Raw genomic sequence first — 17,301 nt, 5'->3', positions numbered from 1 at the left:
ACTAGAAGTGCCATGACCGACATCCATAGCGACAAGATCCTCATCCTCGATTTCGGCGCGCAGTACACGCAGCTGATCGCCCGCCGCATCCGCGAGATCGGCGTCTATTGCGAAATCTGGGCCTGGGACCACGATCCGGCCGAGATCGCCAAGTTCGGCGCGAAGGGCATCATCCTTTCCGGCGGTCCGGAGTCGACCACGCTCGAGGGCGCTCCAAAAGCACCGCAGCAAGTGTTCGATGCCGGCCTGCCGATCCTCGGCATCTGCTACGGCATGCAGACGCTCGCTGCGCAGCTCGGTGGTGCGACGGAAGCGGCCGATGCACGCGAATTCGGGCATGCCGAAGTCGAACTGGTCGCGCAGGATTCGTTGCTCGATGGCCTCAAGGACCATCCAGGTTCGCCGCCACGGCTGGATGTCTGGATGAGCCACGGCGACCACGTTTCGGAGGCGCCGCCGGGCTTCACCGTCACTGCGCGTACCGACCGCATCCCGGTAGCAGCCATGGCGAACGAGGACAAGCGCTGGTACGGCGTGCAGTTCCATCCTGAAGTCACCCACACCAAACAGGGGCAGGCGCTGTTGCGCCGCTTCGTGGTCGACATCTGCGGGTGCCAGACGCTGTGGACCGCCGAACACATCATCGGAGACCAGATCGCGCGGGTTCGCGAGAAGGTCGGTTCGGACGAAGTCATCCTCGGCCTGTCGGGTGGTGTCGATTCCTCGGTGGTCGCCGCGCTGCTGCACAAGGCCATCGGTGACCAGCTGACCTGCGTGTTCGTCGATACCGGCCTGCTGCGCTGGCACGAAGGCGACCAGGTGATGGCGATGTTCGCCGAGCACATGGGCGTCAAGGTTATCCGCGTCAATGCGGCCGATCGTTACTTCGAGAAGCTCCAGGGCGTCAGTGACCCGGAAGCCAAGCGCAAGATCATCGGCAACCTGTTCGTCGAGATCTTTGACGAGGAATCGCACAAGCTCACCAACGCCAAGTGGCTGGCGCAGGGCACCATCTACCCCGACGTGATCGAGTCCGCGGGCAGCAAGACCGGCAAGGCGCACGTCATCAAGAGCCACCACAACGTCGGCGGGCTGCCCGAGGACATGAAGCTCGGCCTGGTCGAGCCGTTGCGCGAGTTGTTCAAGGACGAAGTGCGCCGCCTCGGCGTCGAACTCGGCCTGCCGCGCGAGATGGTGTATCGCCATCCGTTCCCGGGCCCGGGCCTGGGCGTGCGCATCCTCGGTGAAGTGAAGCGCGAATACGCGGAACTGCTGGCGCGCGCCGACGACATCTACATCGACGAACTGCGCAAGGCCGACCTGTACGACAAGACCAGCCAGGCGTTCGCAGTGTTCCTGCCCGTAAAGTCGGTTGGCGTGGTCGGCGACGCACGCGCGTACGAATGGGTGATCGCCTTGCGCGCGGTCGAGACCATCGACTTCATGACGGCGCATTGGGCACACTTGCCCTATGAGTTTTTGGGCAAGGTTTCTAATCGAATTATTAATGAGTTACGCGGTGTTTCTCGCGTTGTTTACGATATCAGCGGCAAGCCGCCCGCGACCATCGAGTGGGAATGAGCGAGACCCCCGACGAACGCTGGATGCACCACGCGCTCGCGCTCGCGCAGCGCGCGGAGCATGAGGACGACGAGATCCCGGTCGGCGCCGTGCTGGTCTCAGCCGAAGGCGACATCCTCGGCGAAGGCTGGAATCGCAACATCACGGAGCGCGATCCGACCGCGCATGCCGAGATCGTCGCGATGCGCTCTGCCGGCGCGAAGGTCGGGAATCATCGCCTCCTCGGCAGCACGTTGTATGTGACCCTCGAACCCTGCGCGATGTGCGCGATGGCGATGGTGCACGCACGCATCTCGCGGCTGGTCTTTGGCGCCAGCGATCCCAAGACCGGCGCCGCCGGCAGTGTGTTCGACCTGCTTGCCGATCCACGCCACAACCATCGCGTGGAAGTGCAGGGCGGGGTGCTGGCGGATGAAGCTGGCGCCAGACTCAGCAATTATTTCCGCCGCAAGCGCGGCAAACCGCCGCTCGCCTGATCAGCGGCGCCGCGCGCGCGCATGCGCGTGGTCCATCTCGTCGTTCACGAGCTTGACCGCAAGGGCCGACTCGCGCGCCAGCAAGATGCTGGCGGCGAACATGCTCAGCACGCCCAGCACGGCCAGGATCGTCGGTGCCGCACCCAGGCGATAGCCAAGCAGCGAATCTGCGGCGACGGTCAAGCTGGTGCCGACGAAGAAACTGATCGCCAGGTAAAGGCATTGGCTGCCGCGCATGACGAGCAGGGTGCGGCGCCGCTGTAGGGCGATCCGCTGGTCTAGCAGGTCGCTCTCGGCGGGATCGTCGGCTGCGGCGAGGTCCTTCAGCAGCACCCGCGTGCGGTCGATGATGCGTGCCAGCCTTGTATTCGCCGACATCAGCAACGATGCGGTCGCCGTGAGGAAGAACGCGGGCGCGAGCATCGCGGTCAGGATCGCGTAATGGGTCAGCGCGAGGTTCTGCGGCATGGGGACGGTCCGTGGCGGGTGCTGGGCTATCATGCCGCGACCCCAATCCAACTACGAGCCCGACCGCGAGCGCATGGCTGCGAATTCATACGAAGGCCGGCTGATCTGGATCGACCTGGAAATGACCGGGCTCGATACGGAGCACGACTCGATCCTCGAGATCGCCACCATCGTCACCGATGCGCAGCTCAACGTGCTGGCCGAAGGCCCGGAACTGGCGATTGCGCACCCACTGGCCGCGCTCCAAGCCATGGACGAATGGAACCGTACCCAGCACGGCAAGTCGGGGTTGTGGCAGCGCGTGCTCGACAGCACCGTCAGCCTGGACGCGGCGGAGGCGAAGACCCTGGCGTTCCTGTCCGAATGGGTGCCGGCGAATGCATCGCCGATGTGCGGCAACTCGATCTGCCAGGACCGCCGCTTCCTGCACCGGCTGATGCCGGCGCTGGAAAAGCACTTCCACTACCGCAACCTCGACGTCAGTACGGTCAAGGAACTGGCGCGGCGCTGGGCGCCGTCGGTGTTGGCCGGGGTACGCAAGCAGTCGGCCCACACCGCGCTCAGCGACGTCCACGATTCGATCGCCGAGTTGGCCTACTATCGGCGCCATATGGGCACTTTGGCGGGATTGCCGCCGGCCTGAACGGTCACCCGGGGATGTTCGGCGGTAGGCATGGGGAAGTACGGCACAGCGGGTAGCGGCGACCGATGCAGCGGTCTGCGTCGCATGCTCGCCTGCTTGTTGTTGTTTCTGCCATTGGCCGTACTCGCTGCCGGTCAGGCTCCGGCCAACACACCGGCACCCACGTTCGACAAACAAGCCATCGACAAGCCGGTCAGCGCCTACTTCCGCGAAACCTGGACGACACGCGACGGCCTGCCGCACAACCAGGTCAACGCGATCGCCCAGACCCCCGATGGCTACCTCTGGCTCGGCACCTGGGAAGGCCTGGTCCGCTACAACGGCCTCGAGTTCCACGTCTTCGACCGACGCAACACGCCGGCACTGCAGGACAACGGGATCCGCGCGATTCGTATCGCCGCCGACGGCGCGCTGGTGCTCAGCACGTCGCGCGGCGGCGTCACCATCCACCGCGGCAACACCTGGCGCACCCTGACCACTGCCGATGGCCTGGCCCAGGACGAGGTCATGGACGCCGTCGAGGACCGCAAGGGGCGCTTGTGGGTCGCCACGGAAAGTGCCGGCATCACCCGCATCGATGGCGGCAAGTCGCGCCAGTTCACCCAAGGCAGTGGCCTGCCTTCGAGCGTGATGTTCGGGCTGCTGCTGGACCGCGACGACTCGGTCTGGGCTGCGACGGCGGAAGGGCTGGTGCACCTCGTCGACGATCGCACGACCCTGTATGGCGCCGCGGCGGGATTGCCGGATGCCCCCGTGTTTCGCCTGCTCCAGACTGCTGACGGCCAGCTCTACGTAGGGACCGAGAACGGCGCTTACCGCCGCGTCGGCGAACGTTTCGTACCGCTATCCGAACGCCTGCCAGCGGACGGCGTGCCGAGCCTCGCACTCGATGCCAGTGGAGCGATGTGGGTCGGCACGGTCAACCACGGCCTGCTGCGGCTGACCGACAACAGTGTCGAGCAGTTCAGCAGCCAGCGCGGTCTGCCCAACAACCGCGTGGCAGCACTGTTCGTCGACCGCGAGGGCAGTCTCTGGGCCGGCACCAACGCCGGGTTGCTGCGCCTTCGCGATGCGCCATTCAGTACCTACAACACCGAGCACGGGCTTAGTGACGACTACGTGCGCGCGTTGGCCGAGAGTCGCGATGGCAGTATTTGGATCGGCACGAGCCGCGGCCTCAACCGCTGGCGTGGTGGCAAGCTCGACGGGGTGTTCACCAGCGCTGATGGCTTGCCTGGCGATTCGATCCTCAGCCTGCTCGAAACCGCCGATGGCAGCTTGTGGGCCGGTACGTACGTCAGCGGGTTGATGCAGCTGCGAGATGGCCGCGTGATCGAACACTTCGACACCCGCAGCGGCATGCCTGGCAGCAATCAGGTACGCGCTTTGGCGCAGGCGCCGGACGGCACCTTGTGGATCGGCACTTCGCGCGGCCTGGTGCAATTGCGCGACGGCAAGTTCCGGCGTTTCGGCGTGGCCAACGGGTTGCCGCGCGAATTCATCCTCAGCCTCCACATCGCCAAGGACGGCACGCTCTGGGTCGGCACCGCCAACGGCGCTGCACAGGTCATCCGCGATCGCATCGTGCCGCTGGATCTGCACGCGATGAACTCGGCGCAGGACGTATTCGATTTCCACGAGGACATCGACGGCACGCTCTGGGTCGCGACCGATCGCGGATTGGTGCGACACCGGGCAGGGCGCAACCATGTGATCGGACTGGCGCAAGGATTACCGGTCGACACCTTGTTCCAGGTCATCGACGACCGTGCGGGTGGTCTCTGGCTGACCTCCAACCGCGGCGTCATGCGCATCGACCGCAAGGAGGCGGAGGCAGTGCTGGATGGCCGGCGTCCGCGCCTCGACGTCGACCATTTCGGCGAAGCCGATGGTCTCGCGAGCAGCCAGTGCAACGGCGGTTCCGGCCCGGCGGCGTTGCGCGATCACCGCGGCAACATCTGGGTTGCGACTGCCAAGGGCGCCGCTACGGTCAATCCATCCGTGCTGCACAGCTACCAGCGGCAGCAGCCCTCGGTGGTGATCGAGCAATTGCTGGCCGACGATCGTGCCGTGCTGCCGCAGCCGAAGCTCGTCCTGCCTGCAGGCACGCGCAAGCTCGAGTTCCACTACGCTGGTCTGAGTTTCCAGATGCCGAGGTTGATCCGTTACCGCTATCGCCTCGAAGGCGTCGACGATCACTGGGTCGAACGCGGCAACCAGCGCTTCGCGCAGTACACCAATCTCAAGCCGGGGCAGTATCGTTTCATCGTCAGCGCTGCAGCGCCCGGGCTGGGGCAGGGCTGGAATCCGGACAACACGGTCGTGCAGATCGAGATCCCGCCGCATTTGTGGCAACAGGTCTGGTTCCTGCCGCTGTGCGCGCTGGCATTGTTGCTGCTGGCGTTCGGCTTCTATCGCTGGCGGATCGGACAGCTTGACCGGCGTGCCACGCAACTGGCGGCCCTGGTCGACACGCGCACCCAGGACCTGCGCGAACAGACCGCACGCTTGCTGGCCGCCGATAACGAGAAGACCCGCCTGCTGCAGCAATTGCAGGAAAAGTCGGAAGCGTTCGAGCGTCAGGCGCGCGAGGACGCGTTGACCGGCCTGGCCAATCGCCGCAGCCTCGATGAGCAGCTTGCGCGCGAGTTCGAAGCAGCAGCGCGCGATCAGCGCCCACTCAGCTTCGCGTTACTCGACCTCGATGATTTCAAACGCATCAACGACGACTACTCGCACGCCGCGGGCGATATCGCGCTGCGGGAAGTCGCCATGGCGCTGCGAAACGAATTGCGCGATCACGGCATCGGCGCCCGTTGGGGTGGCGAGGAATTCGCGGTGGTTTTCCCCGACACGCCGATCGAACAGGCGCGAGTGCACTGCGAACGTATCCGCCGGGCCATTGAAGCGCTCGACTGCAGTGGTTTCGCGCCGGGCTGGAGGATGACGCTCAGCGGCGGCGTGGCCGAACGCACGGGTTTGGCCCACCACGAAAAACTGGTCAGTCGCGCCGACTCGTTGCTATACGAAGCCAAGCGCGCCGGTCGCAACCGCATCCACGGTTGAGACCGGCGATCGGAAGGTCTAGCTCGCCTTCGACTTCGCCAGCTTCAACCAGGTGTCGACCACCGTGTCGGGATTCAGCGACACCGACTCGATCCCTTGCTCCATCAGCCACTGCGCCAGATCCGGATGATCGGATGGGCCCTGGCCGCAGATGCCGATGTACTTGCCCTTGGCGCGTGCGGCGCTGATCGCCATCGACAACATCTTCTTGACCGCCGGGTCACGCTCGTCGAAGAGGCCGGCGACGATGGCCGAGTCGCGGTCGAGGCCGAGGGTGAGTTGGGTCAGATCGTTGGAGCCGATCGAGAAGCCGTCGAAGATGTCGAGGAACTCGTCGGCCAACAAGGCGTTCGACGGTACTTCGCACATCATGATCACCTTCAGGCCCGGCCCTTCTCCAGAACGGTCGCCCTGCTTGAGGCCGTTCTCTGCGAGCACCTCGAGCACCTTGCGGCCTTCACTAAGGGTGCGCACGAACGGAATCATCACCCACAGGTTGTCCAGACCCATCTCGTCACGGACCTTGCGCACCGCGCGACACTCGAGCGCGAAGGCGTCCTTGAACGAAGGGTCGACGTAACGGCTGGCGCCGCGGAAGCCGATCATCGGATTCTCTTCGTGCGGCTCGTAACGCGAACCGCCGATCAGGTTGGCGTATTCGTTCGACTTGAAGTCGGACAGGCGGACGATCACGGGATTGGGCGCGACTGATGCGGTGATCGTGGCGATGCCTTCGGCCAGGCGATCGACATAGAAATCGACCGGGCTGGCATAGCCGGCCATCTTGGCGTCGATCTTCTTCTTGGTTTCCGCGTCCTGTTGTGCATATTCGAGCAACGCCTTCGGATGCACGCCGATGTGGCTGGCGATGATCATTTCCAGCCGTGCCAGGCCGATACCCGCGTTCGGCAGCATGCCGAAATCGAAGGCGCGATCGGGGTTGGCGACGTTCATCATGATCTTGAGCGGCGCCGGCGGCATGTTGTCGAGGTCGGTCGTCGTACGCTCGAAGGGCAGGGCGCTGCCGTAGATGAAACCAGTGTCGCCTTCGGCACAGCTGACCGTGACCACATCGCCATCGACGATGGTGTCGAGCGCATTGCCGGTGCCGACAACCGCGGGCACACCAAGCTCGCGCGCGATGATCGCGGCGTGGCAGGTGCGGCCGCCGCGGTTGGTGACGATGGCGGCGGCGCGCTTCATCACCGGCTCCCAGTCCGGATCGGTCATGTCGGCGACGAGCACGTCGCCGGGCTGAACGCGGGACATGTCGGCGAGGCTGCGCACCACGCGCGCGGTGCCGCTGCCGATCTTCTGGCCGATCGCGCGGCCTTCGGCGATCACTTCGCCGCGTTGCTGCAGGGTGTAACGCTCGATCTGCGTCGCGTGGCCGCGCGACTTCACCGTTTCAGGGCGTGCCTGCACGATGAAGAGCTTGCCGCTGACGCCATCCTTGGCCCACTCGATGTCCATTGGGCGGCCGTAGTGCTGTTCGATCACCAGCGCCTGCTTGGCGAGCTCGTGGACGTCGGCGTCGGAGATGGAGAATTTGTTGCGCAGCTCTGCGGGCGTGTCTTCGTTGCGCACGCGTTCGCCCGGCGTCGACGAATACACCATGCGGATCTGCTTGGAACCGAGCGAACGGCGCAGGATCGCGGGCTTGCCCTGTCGCAAGGTTGGCTTGTAAACGTAGAACTCGTCCGGATTGACCGCGCCCTGGACGACGTTCTCGCCCAGGCCATAGCTGGCGGTGATGAACACCACCTCGCGGAAACCGGATTCGGTGTCGAGCGTGAACAGCACGCCTGACGAACCGACGTCCGAGCGCACCATCAGCTGCACGCCGGCGGAGAGGAACACGTCCTCGTGCTTGAAACCGTGGTGCACGCGGTAAGCAATCGCGCGGTCGTTGTAGAGGCTGGCGAAGACTTCCTTGACCTTGTGCACGACGTCATCGGCACCGGTGACATTGAGGAAGGTTTCCTGCTGGCCGGCGAAGGAGGCGTCGGGCAGGTCTTCGGCCGTGGCGGAAGAACGCACTGCGACCGCCACGTCGTTCCCATTTGAAGCCGCACCACCGTTCTCGTCGCACAGCTTGCGGTACGCAATGCGGATGTCCGCATCGAGATCCGGCTGCAACGGCGCGTCGATCACCCAGCCACGGATTTCGCCGCCGGCTGCGGTGAGCGCAGGGACGTCCTCGACATCCAGCGTCGCCAGCTTGTCGAAGATGCGCTGGTGAAGGTTGTTGTGGGCGATGAAGGCCTTGAACGCATCCGCACTGGTGGCATATCCCCCTGGCACCGACACCCCGAGCTTGGCCAGGTTGCCGATCATCTCGCCGAGCGAGGAATTCTTGCCGCCGACCTGGGCGAGGTCGGTCAGGCGCAGGTCGTGCAGCCACAGGATGTTGGCGCTCAAGGCGGGCACTCCGAAGGAAAAAGCAGGGGAGGACCGGACAAGCGCCGGCCGAAGCCGTTATTTTAGCAACCCAGCCAGCCGCGGCGCTTGCCGTTCACATGGAGTCCCTCGCATGTCCGTCACGCGTCCGGTGTTCTATGTGTCCGACGGCACCGGGATTACCGCCGAAACCATCGGCCACAGCCTGCTGACCCAGTTCTCCGGAACCGTTTTCGCGACCGACCGCATTCCGTTCGTGGATACCGCAGACAAGGCGCGTGAGGCGGCCACGCGCATCCGCGAAGCTGGCGAAGCCGGCGGCGTGCGCCCGATCGTGGTCAATTCCTGCGTCGACAGCGAACTCAACCGATTGCTCGCCGAGAGCGGGGCACTGATGCTGGATGTGTTCGCACCTTTCATCGCACCGCTGGAGCACGAACTTGGGGAGCCGCGTCAGCCGCGGGTGGGACAGGCCCACGGCATCGCCGACTTCGACACCTACCATCGCCGCATCAACGCGATGAACTACGCGCTGACCCACGACGATGGCATCAGCATCGACTACAACGAGGCCGACATGATCCTGGTCGGCGTGTCGCGTGCCGGCAAGACACCGACCTGCGTATACCTGGCGCTGCATTACGGCATCCGCGCGGCCAATTACCCGCTGACCGAAGAGGATCTCGAATCCGACCGCCTGCCACCGCGGTTGCGCGTGCATCGCAACAAGCTGTTCGGCTTGACCATCGACCCGATCCGCCTGCAGCAGATCCGCCAGGAACGGCGGCCGAATTCGCGCTATTCGCAATTCGATACGTGCAAGCGTGAAGTCGCTGCTGCCGAAGCGATGTTCAGCATCGAGCGCATTCCGACGCAAAGCACGACGCACACTTCGATCGAGGAAATCGCCAGCAAGGTGCTGACCACCCTCGGAATCCATCGCGAGATGTTCTGAGCGAAATGTTCTGCAGCGAGATGTTGTGAAGCTGGGGTCCCGCGGATCGCGCAATGTCGGGCACTGCGGAGAATGATCAAGTTAGGCCTGAAAAAGCCATTCGTCAATGCTGCCGAAGATGCTTTTGCGCGTGTAGCATCGGGCCATGTCTCAGGTTCTCGCCCGCACCGCACGCATCCCCAGGCTGAGCCGTTTCGGCTGGCTGATGGGGCTGTATGCCGAGAATCACACGCGCCTGGTACGCCTGTTTGCGCCGGGTGATCTCGCGGTCGGCAGTTACGCCTCCAGCATCAGCGACGGCATCGACGTGGCGCTGGAAGTGATCGAGCAGCACGCCTACACGGTCGAGCTGCGCCTCAGTTATGCCTTGCGCGATCCGGTCACCGGTGAACCGGACCCTTCCGCGCACCTGCGCCTGTACCGCGATGCCCGCCAGGTCGAAGCCACGCATTGCTACGTCGGCCGCCGCTGGCAGGACGTGATCGGCATGTACCCACCGCCGGCCGAAGTAATCAGCCATCGCCTGCGCATGAACACGTTCCTCGGCAAATGGCTGCAGTACCTGGCCGAGCAGGGGCATGGGGTCGCCACCTTGCGGCGATTACCACTCGTAGCGCCGATCGCCGCCTGATCCCTAAAAAAGAAGGCCCGCTTGCGCGGGCCTTCTTTTTTGTTTGGCGTCCCCACGGGGATTCGAACCCCGGTCGCTACCGTGAAAGCGCACGAAGCGGCGACCGCCGCCGTTCGCAGGCGTTCACAGAATGGCGTCACCATTGACTTTCAGAAGGGCCGGCGTACATTGCGGGTCGCGGGCGTTCGCCATGAATTCCCCATAACTCCCCAAGATGGACGGTCACCACCGTGGCAAGGTTGCCGATCGAACACCAACTGGGCACGCCGAGCGCGCGCGCGAAATTGAAGCCGCGCGGCGAGCCGTACTGGCGCCAGGTCATCGCCGGCACCTTCCTCGGCTATCGCAAGGGCAAGCGCGCCAGCGCGTGGGTGGTGCGTCAGCGCACGACTGGCGGCTATGCCGAGCAACGCCTGGGCACGCCCGACGACACGCTGCGTCCCGATGGCGAGATCGTGCTGACCTACAGCCAGGCGATTGCGCGGGCGCAGGCGGTGCAGGTCGATGCGCGCCAGCCCGAGCCGCGGCACTACGGCGACGGCCTCACGCTCAATGGGGTGCTCGACTATTACTTCGCGCAGCATCTGGCCGGCAAAGGCTCCGAAGCGATGGCGAAGGCCTCGATCGCGCGCCACGTCGCCCATGGGATCGGCGAGAAGCTGATCACGGCGCTCGATGCCGGCGCGCTACGCGCCTGGCATAAGGCGCTGGCCAGCAAGCTGCCGGCGCGGCGCAAGCCGAACCCGCTGGCCAAGCGCAAAGGCAAGTCCGACGCGGACCCGACGCGCGCCTATGACATGGCCGACCCGAGCAACATCCGCGCCCGCCGCAACACCGCGAACCGGGTGCTGTCGATCGTCAAAGCGGCATTCAATTTCGCTTGGGAAAACGATCGCCTGCCGGCCAATCTGCCGAGTTACTGGATGAAAGTCGCGCCGTTCGCCATCGGCGAGGATCCGCTGCCGCGCATGCTGGAACGCGACGAGATCGTGCGCCTGCTCAACGCCGCCGCACCCGACCTGCGCGACCTGCTCTCAGGCGCGCTGATGACCGGCGCCCGCTACGGCGACCTGCGGCGGCTGCGCGCCCGCGATTACCTGGCCGATGACGCGCTAGTCCGCATCGCGCAATCGAAAACCGGCAAGACCCTCATGCAGCCTCTGACGCCTGAGGGCATCGCCCTGTTCGATCGCTTGACCGCTGGCCAGATGGCGGCGGCCCTGGTGTTCGCACGCGCCGACGGCCGCGCCTGGGAGCGCGGCGACGTGCGCCGGCCGATGCTCGCGGCAGCGACGGCCGCGCAGCTGGTCGACGTCACGTTCAAGACCACGCGTGCGACCTACGGCAAGCTGTTGCTGCAGGCGACGCGCGATATCGAAATGGTGGCCAAGGCGCTGGGGCACAGCGACAGCCGCATCACGCGCAAGCATTACGCGCAGTACCTGCCCAGCGAGTTGCAGCGTGCCGTTGCGCAACTGCCCGCGCTGGGGCTGGGCACGGACAACAAGATTTCCCGCATGGGGAAAAAGCGGCGCGCCGGCTGATTAGAGCAACCGGCGCGCCTTCCACAACCGAAAGGAGCCTTCGATCATGGCAACAGCAAACGTAACAAATCTCGCGCAACCAGACGCCTCGCGTCATTGCCTGCCGATCGCCGACCTCGACCGTGCAGACGATCTTGTCGGCAGGGCTCGCGCGATTGTTGACTTGATGGGCGCAGCCAGCGTCAGCGACGCGCGCCCAGGATGGGACTCAATCCAGCTCGCGGGAAACGCCCTCCAGGAGATGCTGCAAGAATTGCTGGAAATCACCCAACGCAAGCGGGCGGAGTAACTGACATGGCCGCGCAAATCATTCCGTTTCCGCGACGCGTTAGGCCGCTTGATGCGTCGGCACGCAGTCTGCGGGCGCTGCTGCTCGCGCAGTCAGGCGTGCGCGCGCTGCCCGCATCCGGACGCTCGCCGATCGAGGATGCCACGCAGTTGGTCCAGCGTGAATTCCCCACCATGCCAAGTGACGAAATCGAGGCCTATGCCCGACGACTCGTGCGGATGCGTGAGATCCTGGACGAAGCGACGCCACGCGGACGCACATGAACTCGTCACTGCCCTGGGCCGTGCGACGCAGCTGCGTCGCGGCGCACCGCGTGCAGCCGATTGGCAAAGGGCGCCAAGCGGAGCACAAAGCGAATCCGGATCCGCTATACGCCGCTGCTCGCGCAGCGGCGTCACGGCTCGCGCGGCTGCCGGCTACCGTGTGGGCGCTCGATATCAATTGGCGCCAACACGCGATCCAACTCGACTACGCAGCCCGCGTCCAGCCGATCAGCCGCAAGGCGGGGGAGGAAAAGAAAGCGCACGCGGCCATCGCCAGCAGTTTGCGCAAAGCCGCGCATTACTTGGGTCGTGACGGGCAAGTCGACCCGCTGTTCGCAGGCACATTGCATGCGTTGTCTCTCCGCTGGGAGCAGCGATGGAAGCCTTACCTGGCGCCAAAGACGTGGCCAACGCTCAATGCTGACTCGCCGCGCCTATCCGACTTCCTGGACGACCTGGCGGCATGGATTGACGGAGGCGCCGGGGCATCCTACGGCATGCACATGCATGGGTTCGAGAGACAGCAAGATGGGCCCAACGGTGCGGCGATGGTGGCCTATGAGCGAGTGACATGGCTCATGGAAGAACTCACCGGTCAGCCGCACCCAACGCGGGTCGCTGAGATCGTGACCGCCTACCATCCGACGGCAGATGACCGGGATCGAGGCCGGACGCTCAGAGCCCGACGCGGAAAAACCGCGAAAAAATAGCTGCGACTTTTCCTCGCCTGCCGTTCGCGGCGCTGGTCGAATGTCTCCGCACCCCTAATCGTTCACCGGGGGTCGGAGGCTCAAGTAATGCACCAAACGCCCGACAGTCGCGATACGCGGAGCGATGATCTGCTGGCGACTATCCAGCCCTCCTATGCGCCGTTAGTGCCCGCATGCGCCCGCTTCGGCATCGGCCGCACGATTGCCTTCAAGCTCGCGCGGGAGGGCACGATCGAGACCTTCCGCATCGGTGCACGGACATTTGTCACCCTGGCGTCGCTCGAACAGCTGCCGCGGTTGATGAAGGCGCGACGGTGAACGGCGCAGCACTGGCCACGACGAGGGCTCGCTGGCTGTTTGATGATGCGTACTTGCGTCTCCTGGTGCCCAGGATGCGCACCTGGCTCGCCGGGGAATGCGTGCGGTACGCATATGGCAAGGACACGGTGCGGAGCGCATATGGGGGCGTGCTGTCTACCACGGCCGCCGACGCCGCACACGGATTGTTGGCTGGTCCGCTGGACCGCGCGCTCCGCGGACGGCATCTCACGCGTGAGCAAGCTGCTTACCTGCTGGAACAGCTTGGCTGCGTTGAAAGGCTGATCGCGGGGCATCCAGGCACCGCCTGCGTCCGCTACTACATTCCGCTGAGTCTGGTGCGGGAGCTCGCCTCGTGATTCGTCCCCCCACCCCTCGGTGTAGAGGGTCGCCGCAGCACAGCTCGGCGTGGCAATCGCGCGGCGCCGAGATGGGTCCTCCCTTGATAGGTGCCTATGCGGGTAATTCGGACCGCGTTTGCTGTGTAGATAGCGCCCTGAGGAGTTACTGAAACATGGCGAGTCGTCGCTACTGGATTGTGTTGTCTCGAAATTCGCGACCGAGGAACCGCAAGCCGTGCGGGATGTGCGCCCTCATGTGCGGCCACTCGTGCGGGGATAACTCTTTGATCCTAAAGGCGTGTGCGGCATGTGCGGGGTCACTCGCACGTAAGGCGCGCGCAGGCGCATGCGCCCGCGGACGCGCACATGCGCGCAGGCGCCCGCGACGCACGCACGCCGCACACCCCACACACGCTTGTCGTGGCGCGCATTTCACCCCGCACGAGTGGCCGCACATGAGGGCGCACATCCCGCACGCGCGCATGTTCCCTCTCTCACACTGTTCTGAAAAAGTAAGAAGAGGAAGAAATCCCACTGCCGCCCGCACCTGGTGCGCTCTTGCAGTTGCGATTGAACGACGCGCGCAACAGAAAGTGACGCTGCGCGCGCGCACTCACTCCAAGGGGGTGCGGGGGCAAGTGCGCAATGGCTGACTTCTTGCGCCGCTTTGCATCATGGTTGCGCCACATCTTGGGCAAGGCGCCTATGCAGGCCCCACAGCGAGCAGAGCCCGCGCAGCGCCCTGTACGTCGTGAGCGCTGGGAAGACCACGATCTTCCTTGCGATAGCGAGTAGTCCAATGTCAGCGCAGACCCTGCAGGCGCAACTGCCGGTATTACCGGACAAGGCGATCTTCAGTGACCCGGCGCACACGATCCGTTCCGCCGATGGCTTGGCGTTGCTGACATACGATCCAAGCACCCGCGCGGCATTCATCTACATCATCGCAAGCAAGCGGTGGACGATTCTCGCGCCGATCGATTTTGCGGCATTCGCCATCCTGGTCGCGGCTTCCGGTCATGCCATTCCCGATTCGGAAGATGCGCGACGCTGGGTAGCCACGTGTATGCCGCGTGGCACCGGCGCCAAGGTGCATTGAGCGGCACGGATGACCTCCTTGATCGCCGACACCGTCGCCCGACTAAGGGTGTGTCGAGATGCGGGAATGGCGCCGCCGCCAGACCTGGTCGACAGTGCTGTCGCGTGCTTAGAAAACACGATCGATGCGGCGCTGCTACGTGAGGATCGGGATCTTCTGATCCGGCGCGCAGCGCTTCTATTGCCGGGTACGGCTTACCAGCGGGCTGCGGCGCTAGCGATCGTGGCGAAGGCGCTCATGCGCACCCGGCCCCTCTGGAAAGCAAAGCCGCCAGCCAACCCGCTCACGACACCGCGAGAGTTTCTCCACGCGGCCGCCTTGCGCGCAGATCTTCCAGTGTCACAGCGGCAGTTCTATCGCTTGTTGAACGTTACTCCGACTGACACGGCTGGGTATGGTGCTGTCAGTGGAGATGCACCGACGATAGCGCCATGAAGATCGTGTTGACGTTCTACGATGAGATAGAAGACGGCCACGCCGAACAGGTGCTGGCGCAACTCCGATCCGAACCCGCCGCCGACGTAGATGTGCGGATCAATTCGCCAGGCGGATCCGTGTCCGCAGGGCTCGCGATCTTCAATGCATTGAAGCCGCGCAAGCCAACCGTCTACATCGACGGGGTAGCAGCCTCGATCGCCAGTCTGATTGCAATGGCAGGCGCTCGCATCATCGCTGCTGAGAATGCATTGGTGATGATCCACGATCCGTGGGCCAGCACGCAGGGTAACGCAGCCGAACTGCGCAGGACTGCAGAAATTCTGGACAAACACCGCGATGCAATGCTGAGCGCTTACGCGCGCTCGGGCCTTGCACGCAAGGATCTGCTGACCTTGCTTGCTGCTGAAACGTGGATGAGCGCAGAGGAGGCGTTAGCGCTCGGCTTCGTGGATGAGGTCGCGGAAGCCTTGCGCTACGCCGCACATGCACCGGCCAGCTTCGCCGGCTACTACAACACCCCAAAGGAGTTACTCATGGATCCGAAAAAAAAGCGCGGTGCTGTCGGCGGCGATCCGCAGGTGCCGAACCCTTCGGCGAGCACCGAAACACCTTCGTCGCCGGCGCCAACGCCCAATGCAACCGAGGTCCTCATAGCCGCGCTGCGTGATCGCAATGTCACGATGACCGCAATGGTTGCGCCCTACATCGATACCAATCAGGACATTCGCAACTACACCCTGCAGGCACTGGCGGACCCTGCGATCACAACGGCCGCTTTCGGACAGCAAGTGCTTGCGCTGCTCGGTCGCGACTGCGCACCGATCGCCGGCGTGGTCACGGTCGACGGCTACGGCAATACGCTGCTGAACGGGCGCCCATCCAGTGATATGCGCGTCAGTGGCGGCCATGCAGACGGCGGCGACTTCGTCCAGGCCACGAGTGATGCGCTTGCGATCCGGGCTGGAATCAAAGTCGAAAAACCGCACGCTGGTGCGCGGGACGTACAGGGCATGAGCCTGTCTGACATCATGCAGGCGTGCGTGCGACGCAGCGGCCGTAGCGTTGTTGGGTTCGGTGACCGGTCGCGCGGCGGTCTGGTTCGCGCGGCACTGTCGACTTCCGACTTCCCCGCGATCCTGGAAAACTCACTCAACAAGGCCCTGCGCGGCGGTTTTGAAGCCGAGCCGGCTACGTTCGAGGCTTGGACGCGCAAGGTGTTGGTACCGGATTTCAAACCGCAGTCTCGACCAATCCTCGGTAGCGCACCGGACCTGTTGAAAGTGGTCGAAGGGGCGGAATACACCTTCGGTGCGCTGGACGAAGACAAGGCCGTGCCGTACAGCGTCGGCAAGTTCGGACGCCTGGTGCGGCTGACCTGGGAAGCGATGGTGAATGACGATCTCGGTGCCTTCCTGCGCATGACGCAGGCACTCGGGCAGGCGGCAGCACGTGCCGAAGGCGATGCTGTCTATGCAACCTTCGCCGAAAACAGCGGCGCAGGTCCGACGATGCAGGACACAGTGCCGCTGTTCCACGCGACACACGGCAACCTGGCCACGAGTGCGAGCACTATCGATGCGGATTCTCTCGGCGCCGCCCGCGTGCTGTTGCGCCGGCAAACCGCCCTGGGTGGCGGTGTGCTGAACCTGACGCCGCGTTACCTCTTGGTTGCGCCCGAGCACGAACAGGCCGCCGAAACGCTGCTCGCAGCTGCAGCGCGCAGCATGTCGCAAGGGGCCGACAACGCCCTCGTGCCGGCATGGTTGGCCAAGCTTGAGCTGGTCGTTGAGGCCAGGCTCGACGGCGGCGCGTTCTATGTCCTCACCGGCGCCGAATCAATCGACACGCTGGAGCGCGCATGGCTGGAGGCTGACAACGGCCCGGTGGTCTCCGAGGAAGATGGTTTCTATGACGATGCCAAGGCGTTCAAGGTCCGGCACGTGTTCGGTGGTCGCTGGCTCGACTGGCGCGGAGCCGTCAAGGTGCCGATCACCTAAATGGCTTGTCATTCCACATGCGCGTTCTTCGAGACGGGGTCGCGCGTATGTGCTGCTGGGAGCCAGCCGGGCCAGCCGATGG

At 64.5% G+C, this 17,301-nt stretch carries 16 protein-coding genes; 14 read left to right on the top strand and 2 right to left on the bottom strand.

Going from position 1 to position 17,301, the window contains the following annotated elements; all coding sequences use genetic code 11:
- The first annotated feature begins 12 nt into the window (after positions 1-12).
- Together guaA and tadA are read left to right on the top strand one after the other, a co-directional pair.
- Positions 13-1,581, top strand: a complete 1,569-nt coding sequence (gene guaA, locus MO486_RS00360; RefSeq protein WP_242903561.1) for a glutamine-hydrolyzing GMP synthase — start codon at positions 13-15, stop codon at positions 1,579-1,581.
- Positions 1,578-2,057: a tRNA adenosine(34) deaminase TadA gene (gene tadA, locus MO486_RS00355; RefSeq protein ID WP_242903559.1), complete on the top strand. Its 480-nt coding sequence runs from the start codon at positions 1,578-1,580 to the stop codon at positions 2,055-2,057. The genes guaA and tadA overlap by 4 nt, the downstream gene beginning before the upstream one ends.
- Here tadA and MO486_RS00350 read toward each other — a convergent pair whose 3' ends face one another.
- On the bottom strand, positions 2,058-2,525 hold the full coding sequence (locus MO486_RS00350; protein ID WP_242903557.1) for a DUF2721 domain-containing protein: 468 nt from the start codon (positions 2,523-2,525) through the stop codon (positions 2,058-2,060). It lies immediately after the preceding gene.
- A gap of 73 nt (positions 2,526-2,598) precedes the next feature.
- On the opposite strand from MO486_RS00350, the gene orn reads away from it, so the two are divergent.
- Both orn and MO486_RS00340 read left to right on the top strand, forming a co-directional pair.
- Positions 2,599-3,168, top strand: a complete 570-nt coding sequence (gene orn, locus MO486_RS00345) for an oligoribonuclease (RefSeq protein WP_242904574.1) — start codon at positions 2,599-2,601, stop codon at positions 3,166-3,168.
- A gap of 96 nt (positions 3,169-3,264) precedes the next feature.
- Positions 3,265-6,234 carry a two-component regulator propeller domain-containing protein gene (locus MO486_RS00340; RefSeq protein ID WP_242903555.1) on the top strand — a complete coding sequence of 990 codons (2,970 nt, stop codon included), beginning with the start codon at positions 3,265-3,267 and terminating at the stop codon, positions 6,232-6,234.
- An 18-nt stretch (positions 6,235-6,252) separates the two neighbouring features.
- Here MO486_RS00340 and ppsA read toward each other — a convergent pair whose 3' ends face one another.
- On the bottom strand, positions 6,253-8,655 hold the full coding sequence (gene ppsA / locus MO486_RS00335) for a phosphoenolpyruvate synthase (RefSeq protein ID WP_242903552.1): 2,403 nt from the start codon (positions 8,653-8,655) through the stop codon (positions 6,253-6,255).
- Between the two features lie 112 nt (positions 8,656-8,767).
- On the opposite strand from ppsA, the gene MO486_RS00330 reads away from it, so the two are divergent.
- From MO486_RS00330 to MO486_RS00285, 10 genes are all read left to right on the top strand, one after another.
- Entirely contained in the window at positions 8,768-9,589 is an 822-nt protein-coding gene (locus tag MO486_RS00330) for a pyruvate, water dikinase regulatory protein (RefSeq protein WP_242903550.1), read from the top strand.
- A gap of 145 nt (positions 9,590-9,734) precedes the next feature.
- Entirely contained in the window at positions 9,735-10,220 is a 486-nt protein-coding gene (locus tag MO486_RS00325; RefSeq protein ID WP_242903548.1) for a DUF1249 domain-containing protein, read from the top strand.
- A gap of 230 nt (positions 10,221-10,450) precedes the next feature.
- Positions 10,451-11,764: a tyrosine-type recombinase/integrase gene (locus MO486_RS00320; RefSeq protein ID WP_242903546.1), complete on the top strand. Its 1,314-nt coding sequence runs from the start codon at positions 10,451-10,453 to the stop codon at positions 11,762-11,764.
- 46 nt (positions 11,765-11,810) lie between these two features.
- Positions 11,811-12,053: a hypothetical protein gene (locus tag MO486_RS00315; RefSeq protein ID WP_242903543.1), complete on the top strand. Its 243-nt coding sequence runs from the start codon at positions 11,811-11,813 to the stop codon at positions 12,051-12,053.
- Between the two features lie 5 nt (positions 12,054-12,058).
- On the top strand, positions 12,059-12,316 hold the full coding sequence (locus MO486_RS00310) for a hypothetical protein (RefSeq protein WP_242903541.1): 258 nt from the start codon (positions 12,059-12,061) through the stop codon (positions 12,314-12,316).
- Entirely contained in the window at positions 12,313-13,026 is a 714-nt protein-coding gene (locus MO486_RS00305) for a hypothetical protein (RefSeq protein WP_242903539.1), read from the top strand. The genes MO486_RS00310 and MO486_RS00305 overlap by 4 nt, the downstream gene beginning before the upstream one ends.
- 87 nt (positions 13,027-13,113) lie before the next feature.
- Positions 13,114-13,344 carry a hypothetical protein gene (locus tag MO486_RS00300; RefSeq protein ID WP_242903536.1) on the top strand — a complete coding sequence of 77 codons (231 nt, stop codon included), beginning with the start codon at positions 13,114-13,116 and terminating at the stop codon, positions 13,342-13,344.
- A 74-nt stretch (positions 13,345-13,418) separates the two neighbouring features.
- The gene (locus tag MO486_RS00295) at positions 13,419-13,703 is read left to right on the top strand and encodes a hypothetical protein (protein ID WP_242903534.1); all 285 of its coding nucleotides are present in this window, start codon (positions 13,419-13,421) and stop codon (positions 13,701-13,703) included.
- 781 nt (positions 13,704-14,484) lie between these two features.
- Positions 14,485-14,784 carry a hypothetical protein gene (locus tag MO486_RS00290; RefSeq protein WP_242903532.1) on the top strand — a complete coding sequence of 100 codons (300 nt, stop codon included), beginning with the start codon at positions 14,485-14,487 and terminating at the stop codon, positions 14,782-14,784.
- A gap of 431 nt (positions 14,785-15,215) precedes the next feature.
- The gene (locus MO486_RS00285; protein ID WP_242903530.1) at positions 15,216-17,219 is read left to right on the top strand and encodes a head maturation protease, ClpP-related; all 2,004 of its coding nucleotides are present in this window, start codon (positions 15,216-15,218) and stop codon (positions 17,217-17,219) included.
- The last annotated feature ends 82 nt before the right edge of the window (positions 17,220-17,301 follow it).

Origin of the sequence: Lysobacter sp. CFH 32150, assembly GCF_022758295.1 — a bacterium.
In the GTDB taxonomy this organism is placed as follows: Bacteria; Pseudomonadota; Gammaproteobacteria; order Xanthomonadales; family Xanthomonadaceae; genus CFH-32150.
This window is presented reverse-complemented; position numbering and strand designations above follow the sequence as displayed.